This is a genomic window from Agrobacterium sp. 10T429 (assembly GCF_056393925.1).
The window spans coordinates 256,491-277,124 of sequence record NZ_JBFTGV010000005.1 but is presented as its reverse complement, the minus strand read 5'-3'; the positions used below and the strand labels follow the sequence as shown (position 1 = coordinate 277,124).

Annotated in this window: 17 protein-coding genes; 2 read left to right on the top strand and 15 right to left on the bottom strand. The window is 58.7% G+C overall.

Annotated elements, in window-relative coordinates; all coding sequences use genetic code 11:
* Positions 1 to 3 precede the first annotated feature (3 nt).
* The 5 genes from AC1DCP_RS14275 to AC1DCP_RS14255 form a co-directional block, all read right to left on the bottom strand.
* Positions 4 to 1,560 carry a formate dehydrogenase beta subunit gene (locus AC1DCP_RS14275; RefSeq protein WP_476774365.1) on the bottom strand — a complete coding sequence of 519 codons (1,557 nt, stop codon included), beginning with the start codon at positions 1,558 to 1,560 and terminating at the stop codon, positions 4 to 6.
* A complete protein-coding gene (locus AC1DCP_RS14270; protein ID WP_421439880.1) occupies positions 1,557 to 2,036 on the bottom strand; it encodes a formate dehydrogenase subunit gamma in 480 nt (159 codons plus the stop codon). Before AC1DCP_RS14270 ends, AC1DCP_RS14275 begins: the two co-directional genes overlap by 4 nt.
* A 112-nt stretch (positions 2,037 to 2,148) precedes the next feature.
* Positions 2,149 to 3,084 (bottom strand): LysR family transcriptional regulator, encoded by a 936-nt coding sequence (locus AC1DCP_RS14265; RefSeq protein WP_476774364.1) that lies wholly within the window; start codon positions 3,082 to 3,084, stop codon positions 2,149 to 2,151.
* Between the two features lie 115 nt (positions 3,085 to 3,199).
* Positions 3,200 to 3,916, bottom strand: a complete 717-nt coding sequence (locus tag AC1DCP_RS14260; RefSeq protein ID WP_065661919.1) for an aspartate/glutamate racemase family protein — start codon at positions 3,914 to 3,916, stop codon at positions 3,200 to 3,202.
* Positions 3,917 to 3,938: 22 nt separating this feature from the next.
* A complete protein-coding gene (locus tag AC1DCP_RS14255; protein ID WP_004431356.1) occupies positions 3,939 to 4,568 on the bottom strand; it encodes a flavin reductase family protein in 630 nt (209 codons plus the stop codon).
* 129 nt (positions 4,569 to 4,697) lie between these two features.
* Between AC1DCP_RS14255 and AC1DCP_RS14250 the strand changes: the two genes are divergently transcribed.
* On the top strand, positions 4,698 to 5,375 hold the full coding sequence (locus AC1DCP_RS14250) for a GntR family transcriptional regulator (RefSeq protein ID WP_004431355.1): 678 nt from the start codon (positions 4,698 to 4,700) through the stop codon (positions 5,373 to 5,375).
* Positions 5,376 to 5,383: 8 nt separating this feature from the next.
* Here AC1DCP_RS14250 and AC1DCP_RS14245 read toward each other — a convergent pair whose 3' ends face one another.
* The 7 genes from AC1DCP_RS14245 to AC1DCP_RS14215 all read right to left on the bottom strand — a co-directional run bounded on the left by AC1DCP_RS14245 (position 5,384) and on the right by AC1DCP_RS14215 (position 13,733).
* Positions 5,384 to 6,394: an ABC transporter ATP-binding protein gene (locus AC1DCP_RS14245; RefSeq protein WP_065705603.1), complete on the bottom strand. Its 1,011-nt coding sequence runs from the start codon at positions 6,392 to 6,394 to the stop codon at positions 5,384 to 5,386.
* The gene (locus AC1DCP_RS14240) at positions 6,391 to 7,374 is read right to left on the bottom strand and encodes an ABC transporter ATP-binding protein (RefSeq protein ID WP_149916241.1); all 984 of its coding nucleotides are present in this window, start codon (positions 7,372 to 7,374) and stop codon (positions 6,391 to 6,393) included. The genes AC1DCP_RS14245 and AC1DCP_RS14240 overlap by 4 nt, the downstream gene beginning before the upstream one ends.
* Positions 7,367 to 8,860, bottom strand: a complete 1,494-nt coding sequence (locus AC1DCP_RS14235; protein WP_149916240.1) for an amidohydrolase family protein — start codon at positions 8,858 to 8,860, stop codon at positions 7,367 to 7,369. Before AC1DCP_RS14235 ends, AC1DCP_RS14240 begins: the two co-directional genes overlap by 8 nt.
* Complete coding sequence (locus tag AC1DCP_RS14230) at positions 8,860 to 10,053, bottom strand: amidohydrolase family protein (protein ID WP_476774363.1); 1,194 nt, start codon at positions 10,051 to 10,053, stop codon at positions 8,860 to 8,862. The genes AC1DCP_RS14235 and AC1DCP_RS14230 overlap by 1 nt, the downstream gene beginning before the upstream one ends.
* A 5-nt stretch (positions 10,054 to 10,058) precedes the next feature.
* Positions 10,059 to 11,009 carry an ABC transporter permease gene (locus AC1DCP_RS14225; RefSeq protein WP_112682843.1) on the bottom strand — a complete coding sequence of 317 codons (951 nt, stop codon included), beginning with the start codon at positions 11,007 to 11,009 and terminating at the stop codon, positions 10,059 to 10,061.
* An 18-nt stretch (positions 11,010 to 11,027) separates the two neighbouring features.
* A complete protein-coding gene (locus AC1DCP_RS14220; RefSeq protein WP_476774362.1) occupies positions 11,028 to 11,996 on the bottom strand; it encodes an ABC transporter permease in 969 nt (322 codons plus the stop codon).
* A gap of 171 nt (positions 11,997 to 12,167) precedes the next feature.
* The gene (locus AC1DCP_RS14215) at positions 12,168 to 13,733 is read right to left on the bottom strand and encodes an ABC transporter substrate-binding protein (protein ID WP_025594912.1); all 1,566 of its coding nucleotides are present in this window, start codon (positions 13,731 to 13,733) and stop codon (positions 12,168 to 12,170) included.
* Between the two features lie 168 nt (positions 13,734 to 13,901).
* Here AC1DCP_RS14215 and AC1DCP_RS14210 point away from each other — a divergent pair, with 168 nt between their 5' ends.
* The gene (locus AC1DCP_RS14210) at positions 13,902 to 15,392 is read left to right on the top strand and encodes an amidohydrolase family protein (RefSeq protein WP_149916239.1); all 1,491 of its coding nucleotides are present in this window, start codon (positions 13,902 to 13,904) and stop codon (positions 15,390 to 15,392) included.
* A gap of 244 nt (positions 15,393 to 15,636) precedes the next feature.
* Here AC1DCP_RS14210 and AC1DCP_RS14205 read toward each other — a convergent pair whose 3' ends face one another.
* The 3 genes from AC1DCP_RS14205 to AC1DCP_RS14195 all read right to left on the bottom strand — a co-directional run bounded on the left by AC1DCP_RS14205 (position 15,637) and on the right by AC1DCP_RS14195 (position 20,630).
* Positions 15,637 to 16,692 (bottom strand): porin, encoded by a 1,056-nt coding sequence (locus AC1DCP_RS14205; protein WP_013761074.1) that lies wholly within the window; start codon positions 16,690 to 16,692, stop codon positions 15,637 to 15,639.
* Between the two features lie 511 nt (positions 16,693 to 17,203).
* Positions 17,204 to 19,354, bottom strand: a complete 2,151-nt coding sequence (locus tag AC1DCP_RS14200) for a putative bifunctional diguanylate cyclase/phosphodiesterase (protein WP_149916297.1) — start codon at positions 19,352 to 19,354, stop codon at positions 17,204 to 17,206.
* 340 nt (positions 19,355 to 19,694) lie between these two features.
* Complete coding sequence (locus AC1DCP_RS14195) at positions 19,695 to 20,630, bottom strand: 2-hydroxyacid dehydrogenase (protein WP_065661913.1); 936 nt, start codon at positions 20,628 to 20,630, stop codon at positions 19,695 to 19,697.
* Between the last annotated feature and the right edge of the window lie 4 nt (positions 20,631 to 20,634).

Genomic DNA, 20,634 nt, shown 5'->3' with positions numbered 1-20,634 from the left:
GTCTTACTCCGCCGCTTCGACACGTGGGATGGGTGCAAAATCCTGCGGGAAGTGCCTGAGCGCGCTCATCACGGGATAAGGCGTGAAACCGCCTAGCGCGCAGAGCGAACCGAACTTCATGGTTTCGCAGAGATCCTCAAGCAGCGCCGTATTTCGCTCTGCTTCTATTCCAAGGGAAATCTTGTCCACCGTCTCGACACCGCGTGTCGAACCGATCCGGCATGGCGTACACTTTCCGCAACTTTCGACGGCACAGAATTCCAGGGCAAAACGCGCCTGGCGCAGCATATCGGCGGTGTCGTCAAAGACGACGATACCGGCATGACCTATCAGGCCGCCTGCGGCGGTAAATGCCTCGTAGTCGAACAGCGTATCAAACAGCGACACCGGGAAATAAGCGCCCAATGGGCCGCCGACCTGAACCGCTTTGACCGGCCGGCCAGTAATGGTGCCGCCACCGATTTCGTTGACCAATTGCCCGAGCGGCAGACCGAAAGCGGTCTCGTAAAGTCCGCCATGTCTGATGTTTCCGGCAAGCTGGATCGGGATCGTGCCGTGCGAACGACCAATGCCGAAATCCCGGTAGAACGCCGCGCCGCGATCCATGATCACAGGGATCGAAGAAAGAGAAATGACATTGTTGACTACCGTCGGCTTGCCGAACAGCCCCTGCAGGGCGGGAAGCGGCGGCTTGGCGCGCACTGTGCCGCGCTTGCCTTCGAGACTGTTGAGCAGCGAGGTTTCCTCACCGCATACATAGGCTCCGGCGCCCATGCGCACCTCGAGATCGAACGCGCGACCCGAACCCAGCACAGACGCGCCGATCACCCCATCTCGCCGGGCAATGTCGATGGCTTTTTCCATCGTCCTAACGGCATGGGGATATTCGGAGCGGGTATAGATGTAGCCCTTCGTTGCACCAACCGCGAGGCCGGCAATGGCCATGCCCTCGATAAGGACAAAGGGATCGCCTTCCATGATCATGCGGTCGGCAAAGGTGCCGCTGTCGCCCTCATCCGCATTGCAGACAATGTATTTCTGATCGGCGGTGGCATCCGCCACGGTTTTCCACTTGATACCGGTCGGAAAACCGGCGCCACCCCGTCCGCGAAGGCCGCTATCGGTGACCTGTTTGACGATCTCCGCGGGGGTGAGTGCGACGGCTCTCTCCAGCCCCTTCATGCCCTTGTTGGCACGGTAGTCTTCCAGCGAAAGCGGATCGGTCACGCCGCAGCGCGCAAACGTCAGGCGCGTCTGATTCTTCAGGAAAGGGATTTCTTCGGTCAGCCCAAGACAGAGCGCATGATCGCCGCCACCAAGAAAATCCGCATCGAACAGCCCGGAAACATCAGAAGCTTTGACTGGTCCATAAGCAACGCGGCCATGATGGGTGTCGACCTCTACCAGCACTTCAAGCCAGAGCAGGCCGCGCGAACCGTTGCGGACAAGGCGAATATCAAGATTGCGGGCCGCGGCCTCACCCTGGATTGCTTCGGCAACGCGGTCGGCACCAACGGCGAGTGCTGCGGAATCGCAAGGCACGAAAACGGTCACGCTCATCGACGCACCTCCGCCAGAATGTCGCCAAGACAGTGCTCATCCACTCTGGCATGAACCTCGCCATCCAGCATCAGCGCGGGTGCCTGGGCGCAGAGCCCGAGACAGAAGACCGGCTCGAGTGTGACCGAGCCATCCTTTGCCGTCTGGTGCCAGTCGAGACCAAGATTCCCCTTGATGGTGTCGGCAAGAGACTCACAGCCCATCGACTGGCAAGCCTCGGCCCGACAGAGCTTCAGCACATGGCGCCCGCCGGGATGGTCGCGGAAATCGGGATAGAAGCTCACAACACCATGCACTTCGGCACGCGATACGTTGAGGGCCAGGGCGATCACCTGTTTGACGCTATCAGGCACATAGCCGAATTCTTCCTGCACCCTGTGCAGGATGGGCAGCATTGGCCCTTCCATATGCAGACAGTCGTCAATGATAGCCTGCACACGCGTCGCCTCATCTGCGGCGACAGCACGAATATTCATGAGCCAGTCCTCCCAAACCGACAGGTGGCGGGCGTTTGAACCGGAGGACCTCCACATCCTTATCCGGCGCGCCGCGCTACCTGATGGCGAAAGAATGGCGAGCGGAGCAAGATCAGGTCAATATCGTCTTTCCGTCAGTCGATAGGAAATTTCTATCAAAAGCGGAGGCCGCGACGCGCAATCGGGCCTCATGCAGCAGTGCGGAAACGAGTGGCGTATGGGGTTCACGATAGGTAGCGATGAGGCCGACAAGATGCTCGGCATCGGGCTCGACAATCGGGATCATTCGGATCTGCTTTGGAAAACCAAACGATTCCACGATGTTACGCGGCATAATTGAAGCCCATTGTCCGGTTCGGATATGGGAAAACAGTACAATCATCGAATTGGACTCGAGCGTGGGTTTCGCTTCAACACCCGCTTCGGCCATGTGCTTGTTGATAATGCGGCGGTTTTGCATGTCGGAAGTCAATAGGCAAAGCCGAAGACCAGAAACCTGCTTCCAGGTCACGCTCTCTTGATCGGCAAGGGGCGTGCCTGCTGCCGCAATCAGGTGATATCGCTCCGAGTAAAGCGGAACCGTCGTCACCCGGCCCAGAGGTTCGTTGTCGAGATAGGTGATTCCCGCGTCGATTTCGAGATTTTCGATCTGGCTGAGAACCTGCAACGACGTGCGGGAGGTGACGGAAAACGTGACTGCCGGGTGACGCGCCTGAAAGGGTTCGGTGAGCCTGGGCACCATGGCGAGAGCGGTGGGGATGACGGCCAGCCGGATATGGCCGGCGAGACCTTTACGCGCAGCCCGCATTTCCTCCCGCATGGTACGTGTATCGGCAACGATGCGCCTTGCCCATTCGAGAACCCGCTGCCCCTCCGGCGTCAGGCCCTGATATCGGGCCGCGCGCACGACGAGCACGACACCGAGCTGATCTTCCAGTTGCCGGATGGCCGCAGACAGCGTCGGCTGCGAGATGCCGCACTCCTCCGCGGCCCGCCCGAAATGCTCCGCGCGCGCAAGTGCAATGAAAAACTCCAGCTTGTCGATCATCCTGCCTCCCATCCCGCGCGGCCATTCTGCGGACCGGCGCGAAAGCAGACACTAGAGCGAGGCGGGCTTTGTCGCAAACGCCGTGGAGGCGCTTTGCCGCACCCGCGTTTCCTGGTCAGGCGACGAGCTTGGTTTCCTTCACCCGCGGATAATCATAGGCATTGACCTTGGATGTCACGTAACCCGCGCCCACCAGGGCTTCGGCCAGCTTGACGGCGGCCGTGACACCATCGATGACAGGGATGCCGGTTGCCTCGCGCAGCCTGTCGCACAGTGCGGACATGCCGGCGCAACCGAGGATGATGGCTTCTGCCGCATCTTCTTTCTTGGCCGCTTCGATTTCACGGATCAACATCGCCTCGGCTGCAAGCGGATCCTCATCAAGACCCAGCACCGGCAGATTGATGGCACGAACCCTGCGGCAATGCCGCTGTGCACCGTAGCTATCGACGAGATCTTCGATAATGGGGATGGAGCGCGGCAGCGTTGTGATGATGGAAAAGCGGCGGCTGATCGTCATCGCCACCTGAATGCCGGCCTGGCAGATGCCGATCACGGGACCACGCGCGACTTCGCGCGCCGCATGCAGGCCCGGATCATCAAAGCAGGCAATGACATAGGCATCGACGCCCAGCCGCTCGCCCTTGCGGATTTCCTCCAGCATGCCGGGAACAGCCAGCGCCTCATCGGCCCCGCCTTCGATACTGACCGGCGTATCGACAGGATTTGCGGCGGAAATCTTCGTATCCGCCTGCCTGACGCGCAAGGCGCTCTCGAGCGCCTGCGCCGTCATCGAGGCGGTTGAGTTCGGGTTGATCAGACGAATATGCATTCAGGTCAGCCTTTCGGGACTGTCACTTGCCATCTGGCTTGATGAAGTCGGTAATGGGTGGCGCCTTCAAGACGAACTGGCGATCCGAGGTAATGTAATTGTCGGCATGGAGGCGTGCGATCGGCTGGTATCGGTCCGGATCGACATAATGCCCCTCCTTGTCGAGGCAGTCCCTGTGGACATGCATGTGCACGACCTCCCCCAGCACCAGCGTCCGGCGCGGATAATCGATCAGACGCTCCACCCGGCACTCGAAGGCGCAGGGCGATTCCGCTGCAAAGCTTGCATCGATCTTGTTGCAGGGCGTCGGCGTCAGCTGCGCCATGGAAAGTTCGTCGACCTCGCTGTCGAAACCGAGGCCGCAGACAAGCATATGTTCGGATATAGTCATATCGACCATGTTGACGACAAACTCGCCGGTGCGGCGAATATTGGCCATCGTGTCCTTCTCCTCGCCATTCAGACGCGGCTGGATTCCGAGAACAACGATGGGCGGATCATGGGAGAAGACGTTGAAAAAGCTCATCGGCGCTGCATTGTTGTGGCCCGCTTCCGAGCGGGTCGTGACAAGCGCTATCGGCCGTGGACCAATAAAATTCGTCAGCAACCGATAGCGGCTCTGTGGCTCAAGCGTGGTGAAGTCGAATTCCATGACGTTGTCCCGTTTATAGTATACAATATTGTTTCATATTGTTGACAATTATGCAACCAAAACCCTGTTGAAACAGTTGACTTTTTCGGCGGCATCACGCTTTTCTAACCCTAATGGAGAGCGAACAAAATGACCGAGCAGAACGGCCAGTCCACACAGCAAATTGTCGAGAAAGTCTGGCTGTCCATCGCTGAGCGGCGGCTGCGTCCCGGCGTGCAGCTGAAGGAAGAACAACTGGCGACAATTTTCAGTGTCAGCCGTGCACGTATCCGTCAGGCCCTGTCCGTTCTGGAGCGCGACGGTCTCGTCACCATCGTTCCCAATCGCGGCGCCTTCGTTTCGAAACCATCGGTCGAAGAAGCCAGAGACGTGTTTTTCGTGCGTCGCACCGTTGAGCAATGTGTCGTTGAACGTCTGTGCAAATCGGCAACCAAGGCCGATCTGAAACGGCTTCGCGACCATGTTGCCAAGGAGCGCGTGGCCAATGCTCACAACATCACCACCGATATCATCAAGCTCTCCGGCGGGTTCCATCTGCTGCTTGCGGAAACGGCCGGTTCCGATTTCCTGTTCACCACCATGCGCGACCTCATTTCTCGTTCCTCCCTCATCACCGCCGTTTACCGCAACACCGACCGCTTCAATTGCGGACCGGACGAGCATGCGGAAATCGTCGATGCGATTGCCAATAACGACCCGGCGAAAGCCACGCATCTGATGACCCACCATCTGGAACATGTGGAAGCGGAACTCGATCTCAGCGAAATCCGCGACCTTTCCCACGATCTGCGCGCCGCACTCGCCTGACCCGACGGTCAGACGAGTTCTCTTTCCTTCACAACCCGCTCTTCTTCGTCCGCCACCAGATGGCAGGCGACACGTGTGCCGCCGGCAAGCGTGCGCACCTTTGGCACCTCCGCCGAACAGCGCGCCGTTGCAAGCGGGCAACGCGGATGAAACGTGCATCCCGATGGCGGTTTGAGCGGGCTTGGAACTTCACCGGCAACCAGTTCCCGGTCACGGCGCGGCGCATCGATATTGGGAATGGTCTGCAGCAGAAGCTGGGTATAGGGGTGACGCGGGCGGGCGAACAGCTCCTCCGTGTCGCCCTCCTCCACGATGCGGCCAAGATACATGACCGCGATGCGATCCGACATGTGGCGAACCACGCTCATGTCATGGCTGATGAACAGATAGGTCAGCCCCAACTCGTCCTGAAGGCGTCGCATCAGGTTCAGCACCTGCGCCTGCACCGATACATCGAGTGCCGATGTCGGCTCGTCACAGACCAGAAACTCGGGCTCACTTGCCAAAGCGCGGGCAATGGAGATGCGCTGACGCTGGCCGCCTGAAAATTCATGCGGAAACTTTTCGCCGTCCGAAGCAGACAGACCAACCGTCAGCAACAGTTCCTCCACCCGTTCCATGGTCTCGGCCCGGGTCGCACGAAGTTTCAGTTCGCGGATGGGTTCGGCAATGATATTCTTCACCCGCCAGCGCGGATTGAGCGAGGCATAGGGATCCTGAAAGATCATCTGCGCCGAAAGCGGTGTATCCTTGCGGCCCTTGGCAAAGTGGAAATTACCAGCACTTGGCCGGAACAGCCCGGTCACCAGACGGGCAACCGTGGACTTGCCGCAGCCGCTTTCCCCCACGATGCTGAGACAGCCGCCCGCCGGAACCGTAAAATCGATGTCGTTTACGGCCTGGACGAATTGCCGGGGCTTGCGCTCGATGACCCGATTAAGCCAGGGGGCAGAGACATCGAAGGTCTTGGTGAGGCCCTTGACCGTCAATGCGGGTGTTCTTTGAACCGGCGTGTTCATGCTGTACCTCCTGCATTCATCCAGCAAGCGCTGGCGCCATCACCCACCGCTTCCAGTTCCGGCCGCTCGCGAAGACAGCGCGGTCCTGAGAACCCGCAGCGCGGATTGAAGGCGCATCCGGGCGGGATGGCGTCGAGACGCGGCATGGCACCGTCGATCTGGTTGAGCCGTTCCACTCGCGCGCCGAGCGAAGGAATGGAGGCCATCAGGCCCTGCGTATAGGGGTGCCTCGGCGCATGGAGAACCTGTTCGACCGGCCCCACCTCTATCAACCTGCCGGCGTAAAGCACGGCAACGCGATCGGCCGCTTCGGCGATGACGCCCATATCATGGGTGACCAGCATGACAGCCGTCTGCTTTTCCTTGCAGAGCTTGCGCAGCAGCGAGATGATCTGCGCCTGGATCGACACGTCAAGCGCCGTCGTCGGTTCATCGGCGATGATCAGTTTCGGCGACGCCGCAAGTGCGAGCGCTATGACGACGCGCTGGCGCATACCACCGGAGAATTGATGCGGATGGTGATCGACGCGCTCTTCCGGAGATGGAATACCGACATCACGCAAAAGCTGGACTGCGCGTGCCTTTGCATCCCTTTTCGAAAGCGGCAGATGCTGGCGGATCGTCTCCACAAGCTGCGCGCCAACCGTGAATAGCGGATTGAGTGAGGTGAGCGGATCCTGAAAGATCGCGCCGATTTCCCGGCCACGGATGCTTTCCATCGCCCTGTCATCGAGTTGATCGATACGACGCGACCCAAGCCATATTTCGCCATCCGCGATGCGGCCCGGTTTTTCGAGCAGGCCCTGTATCGCAAGGCCGGTCATGGATTTTCCGGCACCGGACTCCCCGACCACACCGAGGATTTCGCCGGGGCGGATGGAAAGGCTGATATCCGAAAGTGCCGTCACCGTTCCCCGGCGGCCGGGAAACTCGACTTTCAAATTGCGGACATCGATAACCGACTGGTTCATGTCATTCATTGGTATTCACCTCCACCGGGTAGCTCGGGGGGAAGATTTCCGAAACGGGCGGATTGGCCCAGCTTCGCTCGGGATATTTCGCGATCAGCCCATCGAATTGTGCCTGCGCCTGAACGCGGGCGCTCGCCATGTCGATGTTCGCGACCTGTCTTTCCCGCATGGAGAGACGGCCATCGACAAACACGGCGCGCGTGATTTTGCCCGAACCGCCAGTGACAATCGTCGTGATCGGATCGAGGCTCGGTGCCATGACCGTGTCATCCAGATCGAAGACCGCGATATCGGCGCGCGCACCCTTGGAAAGATGTCCGAGATCGGAGCGACCCAGCGCCCGAGCGCCGCCGAGCGTGGCGGCGTCGAACAGATCGGCTGAGCGGACCTTATCGGGAGCACCGTCATTGATGCGGCAGGTTATGAGACCGACAAGCAGGTTCATCAACATGTCGGCGGGCGCCGTATCGGTGCCCATCGCAATGTTTATTCCAAGCTGCCGGCACGCGGAGAAGGACGACAGCGTACTGCCGCTTCTGGCCGACACCAGCGGACAGTGGACGATGGACACGCCATTTTCCGCATAGAGCGCCAGATCTTCCTGCGTCGCATTGGTGGCGTGCGGCGCGATAAGGCGGTCGCTAAGCAGGCCTGCCTTGGCGAGCCACACCGGTGCAGTCGAGCCATGCAGCTTGCGAACCGTGTCGACCTCCATGGTACCCTGCGCCATGTGCAGCCGGAATTTGCAGCCGAGATCACGGGCGGCCGCATCGGTTCTTTCCAGCAGGGTGAGCGTCGATGTTTCTACCCGATCAGGTGCCAGAAGGCCGCGGACGAGGTCGCCGTGTCTTCCGGTCTGCCGTTCGATGAACGACACGGCTTCCTTCAGCCCCTGAAGACCGCGTTCCTCATCGAACACGGGCACCATGCGTCCCGGCTCTTCCAGCACCATGCCGCCGGAGCGGAAGGCGGGGCTGAGATAGACCCGGAGACCAAGTTCGCCGGCAGCATCGGCCGCAGCTTCGAATTCAGTGACCGTTTCTCCCCATTCACGATAAAACAGCGAGGCAATGGGTGCCGCCGTGGTGATGCCGTTGAGGAGAAGCTGGCCAAAGGCGAAACGTTTCTGGAAGGCAAGCTCCTCCTCGGAATACATCTCGTAAGGACCGGCCTCGACATAGGAGCGCGGCCATACACGGCCCTTCGCCCAGCCGGGGTGATTGTCGATCCCCAAAATAGTCGTATCGAAATCGGAAAGCGCATCGAGGTCGATCAGGCCGGGGCTGATCAGGGCATTGCCGAAATCGACGCGCCGCGCGACCTCGCCCGGAAAGCCATGGCCGACAAAAAGGATTTCGCCGTTCTCGAAAACCACTTCGCCGTTTTTCAACAGCCGGTGAGACCCGTCCTTATGACCGACCACCCAGCTCGCGGTGAGCAGCGTGCGACCGGAGGGGCGTTCACCGAGAGCGATAGACTGTAGCGGATTGTTCATCATGGCGCCTCCACCACAGCCTTGCCGCCTCTGGCGGTCACGCGTCCGCCCTTTACGACCAGCGGCCGCGGCGCGACATCGACAACGGCATGGGCCAATGTCTCGCCCGTCAGCAGCGTGAAGTCTGCGGCACAGCCAACCTCAAGACCGTAATCCTTGAGGCCCATGACATCGGCACCGCCCTGCGAGACGACATGGAGGACATGCGCAAGCTCGATATCCGAGCGCAAGCCGTTCTTCATGCCGATAATCTTGGCCCGGTCGAGCATATCCGGCTGGCCCCAAGGTCCCCAGGTATCGCGAATGCCGTCACAACCGCCGCCAACGCGAACGCCGGCTTCCTTCAGCCGCATGATCGACGGCACGGTTGCCGAGGGCGCGCCCGTCGTCAGGATCGCCACATCGAGCCGGGCGATTTCATCGATAAGCTTGCCGACCCTGATGTAATCATTCATGCCCAGCGCAAAGGCGTGGCTGATTGCGACCTTGCCTTCCATGCCATTGGCACGAATACGCTCGAAGATCAGCTCCATCGTGAAGGCGCCGAGATCGGCAGCCTCATGCAGGTGAATGTCGATCGGCACGCCGTGCCTGACCGCGAGTTGAAAGAGGATATCGAGCTGACCTTTGGGATCGCGATCGATGCCGCAGGGATCGATGCCGCCAAGGACTTCGCATCCCTGTTTCAGGGCCTCGTCCAGCAACTCCACCGTGCCGGGCATGACCATGACGCCGGACTGCGGGAAGGCAACGACCTCGATGTCGATGATGCCTTTCAGCTTCTCACGTGTTTCCCATATGCCTTCGACAAGCTTCAGGCCGTGGGTCGGATCGATATCCACATGGCTGCGGATATGCGTGCCGCCGTTTGCAGCAAGGCCGATGGCGTGGCGCATGGACTGGCGGTGCGGATCGATACCGATCTGGGTGCGGTTCTCGCGCTCGAAATCGATCCGTCCGCGCAGGATGGCCGCACGGTTGTTCTCATGCCAGGGCATGCCCCATGTCGTCTTGTCGAGATGGGTGTGTGCATCGATGAGACCGGGCGCGACGATTGCACCGTTGCCATCCTCGACCGCCATGCCGGGTTCGGCCTCGAACTTTCCAAAACCGGCAATCTTTCCCTGTCTTACCAGAATATCGCAGGTGCCGCCCGCCATGGGCCTGACGTTGCGGAGCAGAAGATCGTACATGGAACTCACCTCAGTTTCGGATTGAGCGCATCGCGCAGCCAGTCACCCAGAAGGTTGACGGTGACGACGAGCAGGCAGAGCTGGAAAACCGGAAACAACACGATCCACCAGGAACCGGAAAACAGGAACTGGTTGCCGATGCGGATCAGCGTTCCGAGCGACGGCTGGCTGGGTGGCATGCCGATGCCGAGGAACGACAACGTCGCTTCGGTCAGGATCGCCATGCCGAAGTTGAGCGTGGCGGCAACCATGATCGGCGTCAGCGTATTGGGCAGAATATGGTTTGCCATGATGCGGCGCGCGGGAACGCCGATCAGCTTCGCCGCCTGCACATAGTCCTTGCCGGTTTCGACAATCGCCTGGGCACGCACGGTGCGCGCATATTGCACCCAGGCGGAAAGCGCGATGGCGAGAATGAGCACGGCAGACGCGCCGACCTCGCGAAGATTGTCCGGAAGCATCTGTCTGACGACCGTGGAGACGAGAATTGCCACCAGAATTGTCGGAATGGAGAGCGTGATATCGCCGATGCGCATCAGGAGATTATCGGCAAAACCGCCAAAATAACCGGCCACAAGCCCGGCAGTCATGCCGATGACCAGGGAAAGCGCCACCGAGGCGACACCAATGACGATCGATATGCGCGTGCCGTAGAGGATAGCGGAGAGCATATCACGCCCTTGCGTATCCGTGCCGAGCAGAAAGGGCCATTCGCCGCCCTCCTGCCACACCGGCGGCAGTTCGGCCTTCCACATGTCGAGCGAAGCGCCGTCATAAGGGTTCTGCGGTGCGATCACGGGCGCGAAAACGGCGGCGAGGATGAGGACTGCAAGGATCAGCGCGCTGATCTTGGCCGATCTGCTGTGGCTGAACGACCAGTAGAGATCGCTGTTGCGTATGCGCTTGATGAGCGACGGGCGGGCAGCTTTTGCCGTTTGCGGAAGGTCTGTGGCCATGAAACCGGCTCCCTTCGGTTAGCGCGCAGTGCGCAGACGCGGATCGATCACCGCATATGCAATGTCGACGAACGTGTTGAGGACAACGAAGATGAAGGAAATGATGCAGAGATAGGCCGCCATGACGGGGATATCGAAAAACGTCACCGCCTGTATGAACAGCATGCCCATGCCCGGCCACTGAAACACCGTCTCGGTGATGAGCGCAAAAGCGATGAGCGAACCGACATTCATCGTCGTCAGCGTCACAACAGGCATAAGACAGTTGCGCAGCGCATGGCGGAAATAAATGCGCCAGCGGGGAATGCCGCGTGCACGGGCGAACTTCACGAAATCGGACCGCAGCACCTCCAGCATCTCAGCGCGGACCAGACGCATGACGAGCGTGATCTGGTAAAGCGAGAGCGCGATGGCAGGCAGAATGAGTGCGGCACGCCCCGACGAGGTGAGCAGGCCGGTGGACCACCAGCCGAGCTGCACGACATCACCGCGACCAAAGGCCGGCGCCCAGCCGAGGCTGACCGAAAAGACAAGAATAAGCAGAATGCCGACAACGAAGCTTGGCAGCGAGACGCCGACAATCGACAGGAATTGCAGGCCCTCCGTATACCACTTTCCGCGCCTGATCGCCGTCAGCACCCCGAGCGGCAGGCCGACGACAAGCGATATGATCGTGGCCACCAGAACCAGTTCCAGCGTGGCTGGAAACCGCTCCGCGATCAGCGGCAGCACCTGCTGGCCGTTGCGATAGGAAACGCCGAAATTGCCCTGGGCGGCATCTTTGACAAACCGCAGATATTGCGTTGGCAGACTGTCGTTAAGACCAAGACGCTCACGCAACGCGGCGCGATCTTCCTGCGATGTCTGCTCCCCCACCATCAGCTCGACGGGGTCTCCGGCAAGCCTGAAAATGAGAAATGCAATAAGCGCGACGGAAAGCATGACCAGAATGGCATTTCCCATACGCTTGATGATGAAAACCAGCATTGTAACCTCTCGGATGCAAACCCGTGGCCAAAAGGCAGGCAGGTTTGCCCATTTTTGCAAGAGACGGGGTACGGGCCGCATGCGCCCGTAACATTGTCAACAATTGCACCGGCAGCGGAGCATTCAGGGAGGCGTTCAGCGAAATGCCCAATGCCTCCCTGATATTCCAGATTACTTGCCGACCTGCGTCAGCCAGTGGCGCGGCTTGTTGTCGGCGCGGAAATCAACGCTCTTGACCTTTCCGAGCATGGCCCAGGCGATGGGCTGCTGGTGCAGCGGAACAAGCATCGTCTCGTCCTTGGCGATTTTCAATGCAGCTTCTTCAAGCGCGAGACGCTTGGTATTGTCCTGCTCGTGTGCTGCCTGATCCACCAGCTTGTCGATCTCGGGGTTAGACCAGCCGCCATAGTTGGATACGCCCATCGCGCCCTTGCGGGTCGACAGGATCTGCGACAGGAACGAGAAGGCATCGAGCGTGGGCTCGTTCGCCCAGCTAAGGTTGAAGACATCGGCCTTGCCACCATTGCGCTTGGGAGACTGTACCGAACGCGGGGCGATGTCGATTGTCGGCTGGAAACCGCCGCGTTTGAGCATGTTGGCAACGCCGGAGCAGATGTCTTCCTCGTTGATGCTTTCGTCATTCATGCAGGTATAGGTGAATGCAAGGTTCTTCATACCTGCATCGGCAAGCAGCTTCTGCGCCTTTGCCGGATCGGCAGGCTGGTAGGTATCAAGCGACTTGGCGTAACCCGCAATCTCAGGCGCAATAAGCGAGCCGGACGGTCTTGCAAGATCGCGCATGACCTTCTTGTTGATGAGATCACGATCGATCGACGCCTCGAATGCCTGGCGAACGCGAAGATCGTTGAACGGGTTAGGCTTGCCGTCTTCCAGCTTTTCGCGGCGATTGAAGCCGATGAACAGCGTGCGCAGCTCGGTGCGCTTCTTCACCGTGATGTTGGGCGAGGATTCCAGACGCGGCAGATCCTGGATCGGCGCGGAATCGATCAGGTCGATTTCGCCGGAGAGCAAAGCTGCAACGCGGGTTGCGGCCGAGGCAATCGGCACGAATTCGATGCGATCGAGATTGTGTTTTTTCTGATCCCACCAGGAATCGTTGGCGACAAGAACCGTTTTGCTATCGGGAACGCGGCTCTCAAGCTTGAACGGGCCAGTGCCGTTGGTATGCATCGTCGTGTAGCCATCGACCTTGGAAGCGAAGTCGGTCGGCTTTTCGCTGTTGTTATCTTTCAACCACTTGGCATTGAAGATGAAGATATTGGTGATGTCGTTGAGGAAAAGCGAGGTGGGCGCGGTGACGTTCAGATCGACGGTGTAATCATCGACCTTCTTCACGCCCGCAAAAACCGGAATATTGCCGCGCAATGGCGAGGTGGCATCCGAAGCGCGCGTGAAAGATGCAACGACATCGTCAGCGGTAAACTCAGCACCGTCGTGGAACTTCACACCTTTGCGCAGGGTGAAACGCCATGTTTTTTCATCAACAAGTTTCCACTCGGTCGCAAGCGCCGGCTCAATCTTGAAGTCCGGCCCGTAACGCACCAGCCCTTCATAGATATGATTGAGAAAGGCGAGGTTGGAGGTGGAAGGCACCGAATACGGATCAAGCGAGTAAAGATCCGCGCGGCCGCCCCAACGCAAGGTTTCTGCGTTTGCGGGAACGGCAATGGCGGCGGCGGCCATGGCGGCCAGAACGAAACTTCTAATTCGGGACATTTGATCCCCCCTTTTTATAAATCATTGGATAGCCGGCAGACCTACCGGCCGGACAAGGCGGAGTATTGTTTCGCACAGGCGTATTGTCAATAATATTGTTGACAATTATCGTATCCAAAATCGCGAGGTTCTGGATACAAGCTACGCTTCAATGAGGGAGAGGACGAAATGGGGAATTTTCTGCTGCTGCACGGCACGATGGTGACGGTGGATCGTGAAAGACGCATCATCGAGGATTGTGGCCTTGCCATTCAGGGCGACCGTATTGTCGACATCGGTACAGCAGCGGAGCTGGCGCCACGTCACAGCGACAAACAGATCATAGATTGCCGGGGAAAACTCATCATTCCCGGCCTCATTGACGCCCATGGCCATGCAGGGCACGCGCTGATCCGCAGCATTGCGGCCGACACCAACGCCATGTGGATGAAGGTCGTGACGCCGACCTACTATCACTACGTCACACGCGATTACTGGTATGCGGACGGCCTGGTATCCGGCATCGAGCGGCTTCGCGCCGGCGTGACGACAGGTGCCAGCATCATCACCTCGATGCCACGCGCCGACGACCCCGTCTTTGCCATCAACCACGCCCGCGCTTATGACGAGATCGGGCTTCGTGAAATCATCTGCGTTGGACCTTCCGGCCTGCCCTGGCCGCATCCGGTGACCCGATGGGAAAGCGGCTCTCCGGAGCGCCGCAATGTAAGCTTCGAGGAAATGATTGAGGGCAGCGAAGCCACGATCGACGCCCTGAACGGAACGGCAGACGGACGCATCAGTGTTTTTCTGACACCCTTTACCATCGTTCCCTCGGTGGAACCCTCCAACGCTTCGAGCCCCGACCACGCCGTGAAACTGACGGAAAACGACCGCATGCAGGCGCGCCGAATACGCGAGACGGCCCGGAAAATGGGCGTCAGGCTGCATTCCGATGCATTTGCGGGGCAAATCCGCATGGCGTTTCAGGATAAGGAAAATGCGCTTCTCGGCCCGGATATCCACCTCCAGCATTGCTGGGGCATCTCGCATGAAGAAATCGACATTCTGGCCGAAACCGGCACGCGCGTGACCCACGCCCCGCCGGGCCGCTCAACGCCGATCATGGAAATGATGTCCAAGGGGATTCGAGTCGCCATCACCACCGACGGCGCGGCACCCAGCCGTCACTTCGATATGCTCCAGACCGCCCGTCTGGCGCAATTCACGCAGCACCTGCTGCACAACCACGATCGCTACCTTTTGCCGCCGGGCAAGATATTCGAAATGATTACCATCGACGCCGCCCACGCCATCGGCATGGAAGATGAAATCGGCTCGCTTGAAATTGGCAAAAAGGCCGATGTCGTCATCATCGACATGCGCAAGCCACATCTGATGCCGATTTGGATGCCGGTGCACCGTCTCGTGCATCAGGTTCTGGGAAGCGATGTCGACACCGTTTTCGTTGATGGCAAGATGCTGATGGAAAACAGCCGGGTTCTGACGACCGACGTCGATGCGGCTCTCTCCTTTGGACAGGAAGAGGCACTGGCACTTGCCGCCCGCGCGGGTCTTGAAGCGCATATGCATGATCCGGGCTGGGGACGTTTGCTGCGAACCTTCGAAGAGCCAGTGCACCCTCCCCAGCCGCCGGTACCAATGCCTGGCGAGCGATAGCGCAACCTGATCTCCAGGACCGGCAACCCGCCAACCCAGCGACCCGCCCGCAAATGCCCGCAACGACACTGTTGACAAAAATCTGCCGGAACTTTCCTCAAAACAAAATCTCCCCGGCCTGGAGGGGTCCGGGGAGCAAACCTAACATCATGTCAGGAACTTTGACTGGAGCTAGCACTCACCCGCTCAAGAGCGGGGTGGATCTGAGTCATCTAATCCGGTTTAGGCTTTTTTCTTATGACTATTAGAATGCGCGCTGCAGGCGAACGAAACCGGTCCAGGCTTCAGGCTTGGTGTCGACGTCGAGGTAGTTTGCAGCAACCTTTGCCGAGAGGCCGTCCGTGATCTTGTAGTCAACCGTCAGGCCAGCCTTCCAGGCGTCGTTGTTCGAGAATTTGTCGAACGAGACGAGGCCGTAGCCACTGTAGTACTGGAAGCCGGGGGTGATCTTCAGCTTGTCGGTTGCGTTGATGGCGTATTCGGCAGCAACAGCCCACTCGGAAGCATTGTAGTAAGCGTTTGCGCCGGAAGCCCAAACACCAGACAGGCCAAACGTGCCAGGACCAACACCAGCTGTTGCGATCAGGCGAACAGAGCCGTTTTCGCGGTCAGTGTCATAACCACCGATGAGCTGAAGAGAGACGCTATCGATCTTCGCGCCAGCGCCAACAACGACGCCGACATTGTTACTTGTGTTGTTGTTCTTGTTGAACGTGCCGACCGCGATACCTTCGAGTTCGTCAACCGAGACACCAGCCCAGAAAGAACCCGCTTCATAGGTGTAACGAACGGAATTGAACAAAGCGTTGGTCGCCACATCGTCCGTTTCACCGGAGAGACCATCATCCCACCAGCTCAGGAACTTACCGACCTTCAGGCCGGCGATTTCGATAAAGGCCTGATGAACGAAAACTGCGGATCCCTTGTCGCTGGAACCAGAAGTGGTGGAAGCAGCGGCAGAACCGGTATCAGCATCACCACGCAGGCCGATGAAGCCACGCAGAGCGCCGAGTTCAGTGTCGGTACGGGTGTCAACTTCGAACTGGGCGCGCGTGAATGCGTCCCAATCAGACTTGCCAGCCTTGTCACGGCCGAAGTCGGTCTGGAAGCGAACGTAGCCCTGGAACTTCAGGCAGGTTTCGGTGCCGGGGATGTAGAAGAAGCCGGTGCCGAAGGCGTCGCAGACGCGAACATATTCCATGGGCTCGGGTTCGGCAGCGACGATAGCGTCAGCGGCCTGTGCGCCGGATACTGCTGCGAGAGCGGCAGCGGAGCCGATGAGGAGGCTCTTGATGTTCATTTTTAATCTCCAGTCAAAAAATTTTTCAACGAATGCGCAAAGCCGAGGGCTGGTCTTTTCCCTGCCGCCCGCTTCTCTGCGCTGATCCAGCAAATGGCAGAAACTTCGGGAGAATCGCAATTTAAATCTAAAAAATCCAAATAAACTCAAAGCATGCAATCAAATCACGTAGTAAAATTACAACAAATTAATAGTTCAATATATAATATATAAATGTTTTATTTGGTGATTTCGATATTTATTACTTAGTTATCGCGCAAATTAGTTCTAATATTTTTGAATTATAATACTAGAACAAACTTGCGCCCAATCCCGCAATCGCTTGGGAAAGGCATCAAGTTTCATGGATGAAGATGAGGGCATGCGGGCTTTTAATGCCGCGTGGGGTCGCAAGAAGGGTGATATAGCCGCACTCCCTCCCGACGCCACTATGCGGCAAAGACAGCGCAACGTGCCTTCCGCCAATTCGCGTCCGGCGAATCCGGTTAGAGGCAGGCCACCGAGGTGGGAATTATTGCATGTCGTTCGATAGACCAGCGGGGAAAGTCATCATATTCCCCAACATTGCCTCGATCGCATCCGCCTGCACCGGGCGGCTGAAGTAATAACCCTGCCCATAGGGGCAGCCGGCAGCGCGCAGAAACGCTGCCTGCTCGCCGGTCTCGACGCCTTCGGCAATGACATCGATGCCCAGAGACCCCGCAAGCTGGATCATGATGGAGACGATGGCGCTGTCCTTGGTTTTTTCCGGCAGATGGGTGAGGAACGACCGATCTATCTTCATGCACGACAGGGGGAAGGTCTTGAGCATGCCGAGACAGGAATAACCAATGCCGAAATCATCCAGTGCCAGGCTGACGCCCATCTCCTTGATGACGCGCATGATCCGCACGGATGTTTCCACATCCTGAATGATGAGGGTTTCGGTGATCTCAATTTCCAACAGAGACGGTGCAAGGCCGGATTGCGTGAGCGCAGACCTGATCTGCTCCACAAGGCCGCCCTGAAATTGCCTGGGTGAAATATTGACCGCCATTTTGACGGGCGGCAGCCCGGCATTGCACCATGCCTGCGCCTGAAGGCAGGCTTTCTTCAGAACGCTTTCCCCAAGTTCCACGATGAGGCCGGTTTCTTCCGCAAGGCCGATGAATTCCGCGGGGCCGAGCAGACCTTCCACCGGGTGCTGCCAGCGCACCAGCGCCTCCACGCCGCTGATGCGACCGGTCAAAAGATCGACCTGCGGCTGATAGTGGAGAACGAACTCATCTCTTTCTACCGCCTTGCGCAATTCCTCGATGCGGGTGAACTTCTTCCTCAGATCATCCGCCATGCGCGGCGTGAAGGTTGCAATGCCATCTCGCCCGCTATGCTTGGCCTCATACATCGCAAGATCGGCCGCAGCGACTATTTCCGCCGTGGTTTCCCCGTGCTCCGGGAAAAATGCCATGCCAATACTGCATGTGACCTTGATATCGTAGTTGCCGAGGCGCAGCGGCTGCGAGACCGCAGCCCGGATATGTTGCAGGCGGCTTTCGAAATCGTCCTTGTGCTTATGCAGAATGATGACGAACTCATCCCCGCCCACCCGTAGCACCAGATCGTTTCGACCGAGACTGCGCGAGATGCGCTCAGCCGTTTTTGACAACAAAGCATCGCCAACGCTGTGGCCGAGCGTATCGTTGATGTGCTTGAAATTATCGAGATCAAGAAAGCCGATGCCGACATGCCGCTTCGCTTTTGCCGATGCTGCCAGTATTTCCGGCAGTCTCGTATCCAGAAAGCGGCGATTGGGCAGCCGTGTCAGCATGTCGTGATCGGCAAGAAACGCGATATGTTCCGCCGCCCGTTTGCGATCGATCGCAAGACCCGCCATGCGCGCGGCGGCGGCGATGAACTCCAGAAGCCCCGCATCCGGTGTGCGGCCCGCCAACATGCACCAGACGAAACCGTGCGCATTGCCTTCGCTGGCGGGAATATCGAAACTGAAGGCCACATTACCGGCGGGATAGGTCAGGCTTTCGGGATCGCTGACGCTGGAGATGAGTGCTGACACCCCCGCATGCTGTGAAAGCGCCGGTGAGGCATAGACCGAGGGTTCGCCGGCCGCGGCATCGAATACGCGAACAGCGCAGGCAAGACCCGTAGCGAGGTTTTCGATGGCTTTCACGAATTCTTCGAGAAAATCCTCGATACGCGCCGCCCCAACAATCATTTCGAGAATATGCGCCTGCGCCTGAAGCAGTCGCTCCGAGGCTTTCTTCTGGGTAATATCCCTGGATGCGCCAACCACACCGATGATCGCGCCGTTCTTGTCCTTAAGCGGCACGCGCGACATCATCAGCCATCGGTCGATATCGCCGCGCATTGCGCGTTCCTCAAAACCGAGATCCGGCTCTCCCGTGCGCATCACCCGCGCCTCGGTCTCTGGAATGCCCGCACGCTGCGCCGCATCGCCGTTAATATCGTAATCGGTAAGACCGATCAGTTCCTCGACTGTGTCAAAGCCGTTTTCGGTGACGATGGCACGGTTGGCGAAGAGAAAGCGGCCTTCCAGGTCCTTGGCATAGATGAAATCCGGCACATGATCGATCATCGCTTCAAGCAGCGCATGCCGGTCGGATGGCGGCGCATCGGACTTCGTCCGCGGCGGCCGGTTCTGCAAGCGTGACTTCGGGCCTTTGGAACGCAACTATCCGCCTCGTTACTGTATAAGGAAGCAGAATAGTAGGATTATACATATTATATAAATATGAACGGTGGCGGGGGATTGAAGCGAAATTGCGCGACAAATACCGCGCGATCAGATTGTCGGCAAAGGCAAAACCTCTCCTGCAACATGCCAGCCTTGAGCTGGCATTGAGCCACGGCGCATCTGCGCCGTGAAACAAGCTTTTCCCATTCAATACTTCATAGCACTGAACTGTGAGCTGCAGGACTTCGTAGACAATCTCATGAGCTGCAACGGCTGTAGCGTTTGACTACAACCGTCAATTGCTTATCCATCACACGACAGGTGTGGGGAGCTCTTTACCGGCAAAATGCGCGTCTAGATTGGCGAGTACCAGATCGGCCATGGCGCGCCGGGTCTGGTGCGTGCCGCTGCCGACATGCGGCGCGAGCGTGACATTTTCGAAGGCGAAAAGCGCCTCCGGCACACGTGGCTCATCTTCAAAGACGTCAAGCGCTGCGCCACCGATCGTGCCACTCGAAAGCGCCTCGACCAGTGCCTTTTCATCCACAAGCGAACCACGCGCCACATTGACGAGCACACCCTGGGGACCGAGAGCCTTCAGCACATCCGCATTGACGATATGGCGCGTTTCAGCGGTGGCGGCGGCGGCGATGATCAGCACGTCGCAATTGGCGGCCAGAGCCTCGATGCTGTCGTGATAATCATAGGGAACATCGCGGCGGTTTCTGGCGGTGTAGGAAATGCGCGCATCAAAGCCTTCCAGCCTTTTGGCGATAGCCTGACCGATGCGGCCAAGGCCAAAAATGCCGTAGCGGCGGCCGGCCACACGGGTGGAAAGGCCCATATCACCCTTCAGCCACTGCCCCGTGCGCACATGCTGGTCAGCCTGCGGCAGCTTGCGCGCTTGCGCCAGAACAAGACCGAGCGCGAGGTCAGCGACATCCGCCGTCAGAACATCCGGTGTGTTGGAAACGCGGAAACCGCGTCGCTTGGCTTCCGCCAGATCCACCTTGTCGAAACCGACGCCGTTGATGGCGACGATCTCGAGATTGGGGAGTGCGGCGCCGATATCCGCCGGAAGGCCGATATGGCCACCGGTGACGACGCCGCGGATTGCAGCACCCTTTTCAGAAAGGAACGCCGCCTTGTCTGCCGCCTCAAACAGGCGATGAACAGTGAAGCGCTGCGCGAGTTCTTCTTCCAGCGCCGGGATCAGCGGGCACAGTTGTACGATTTCAGTAGTCATGGAT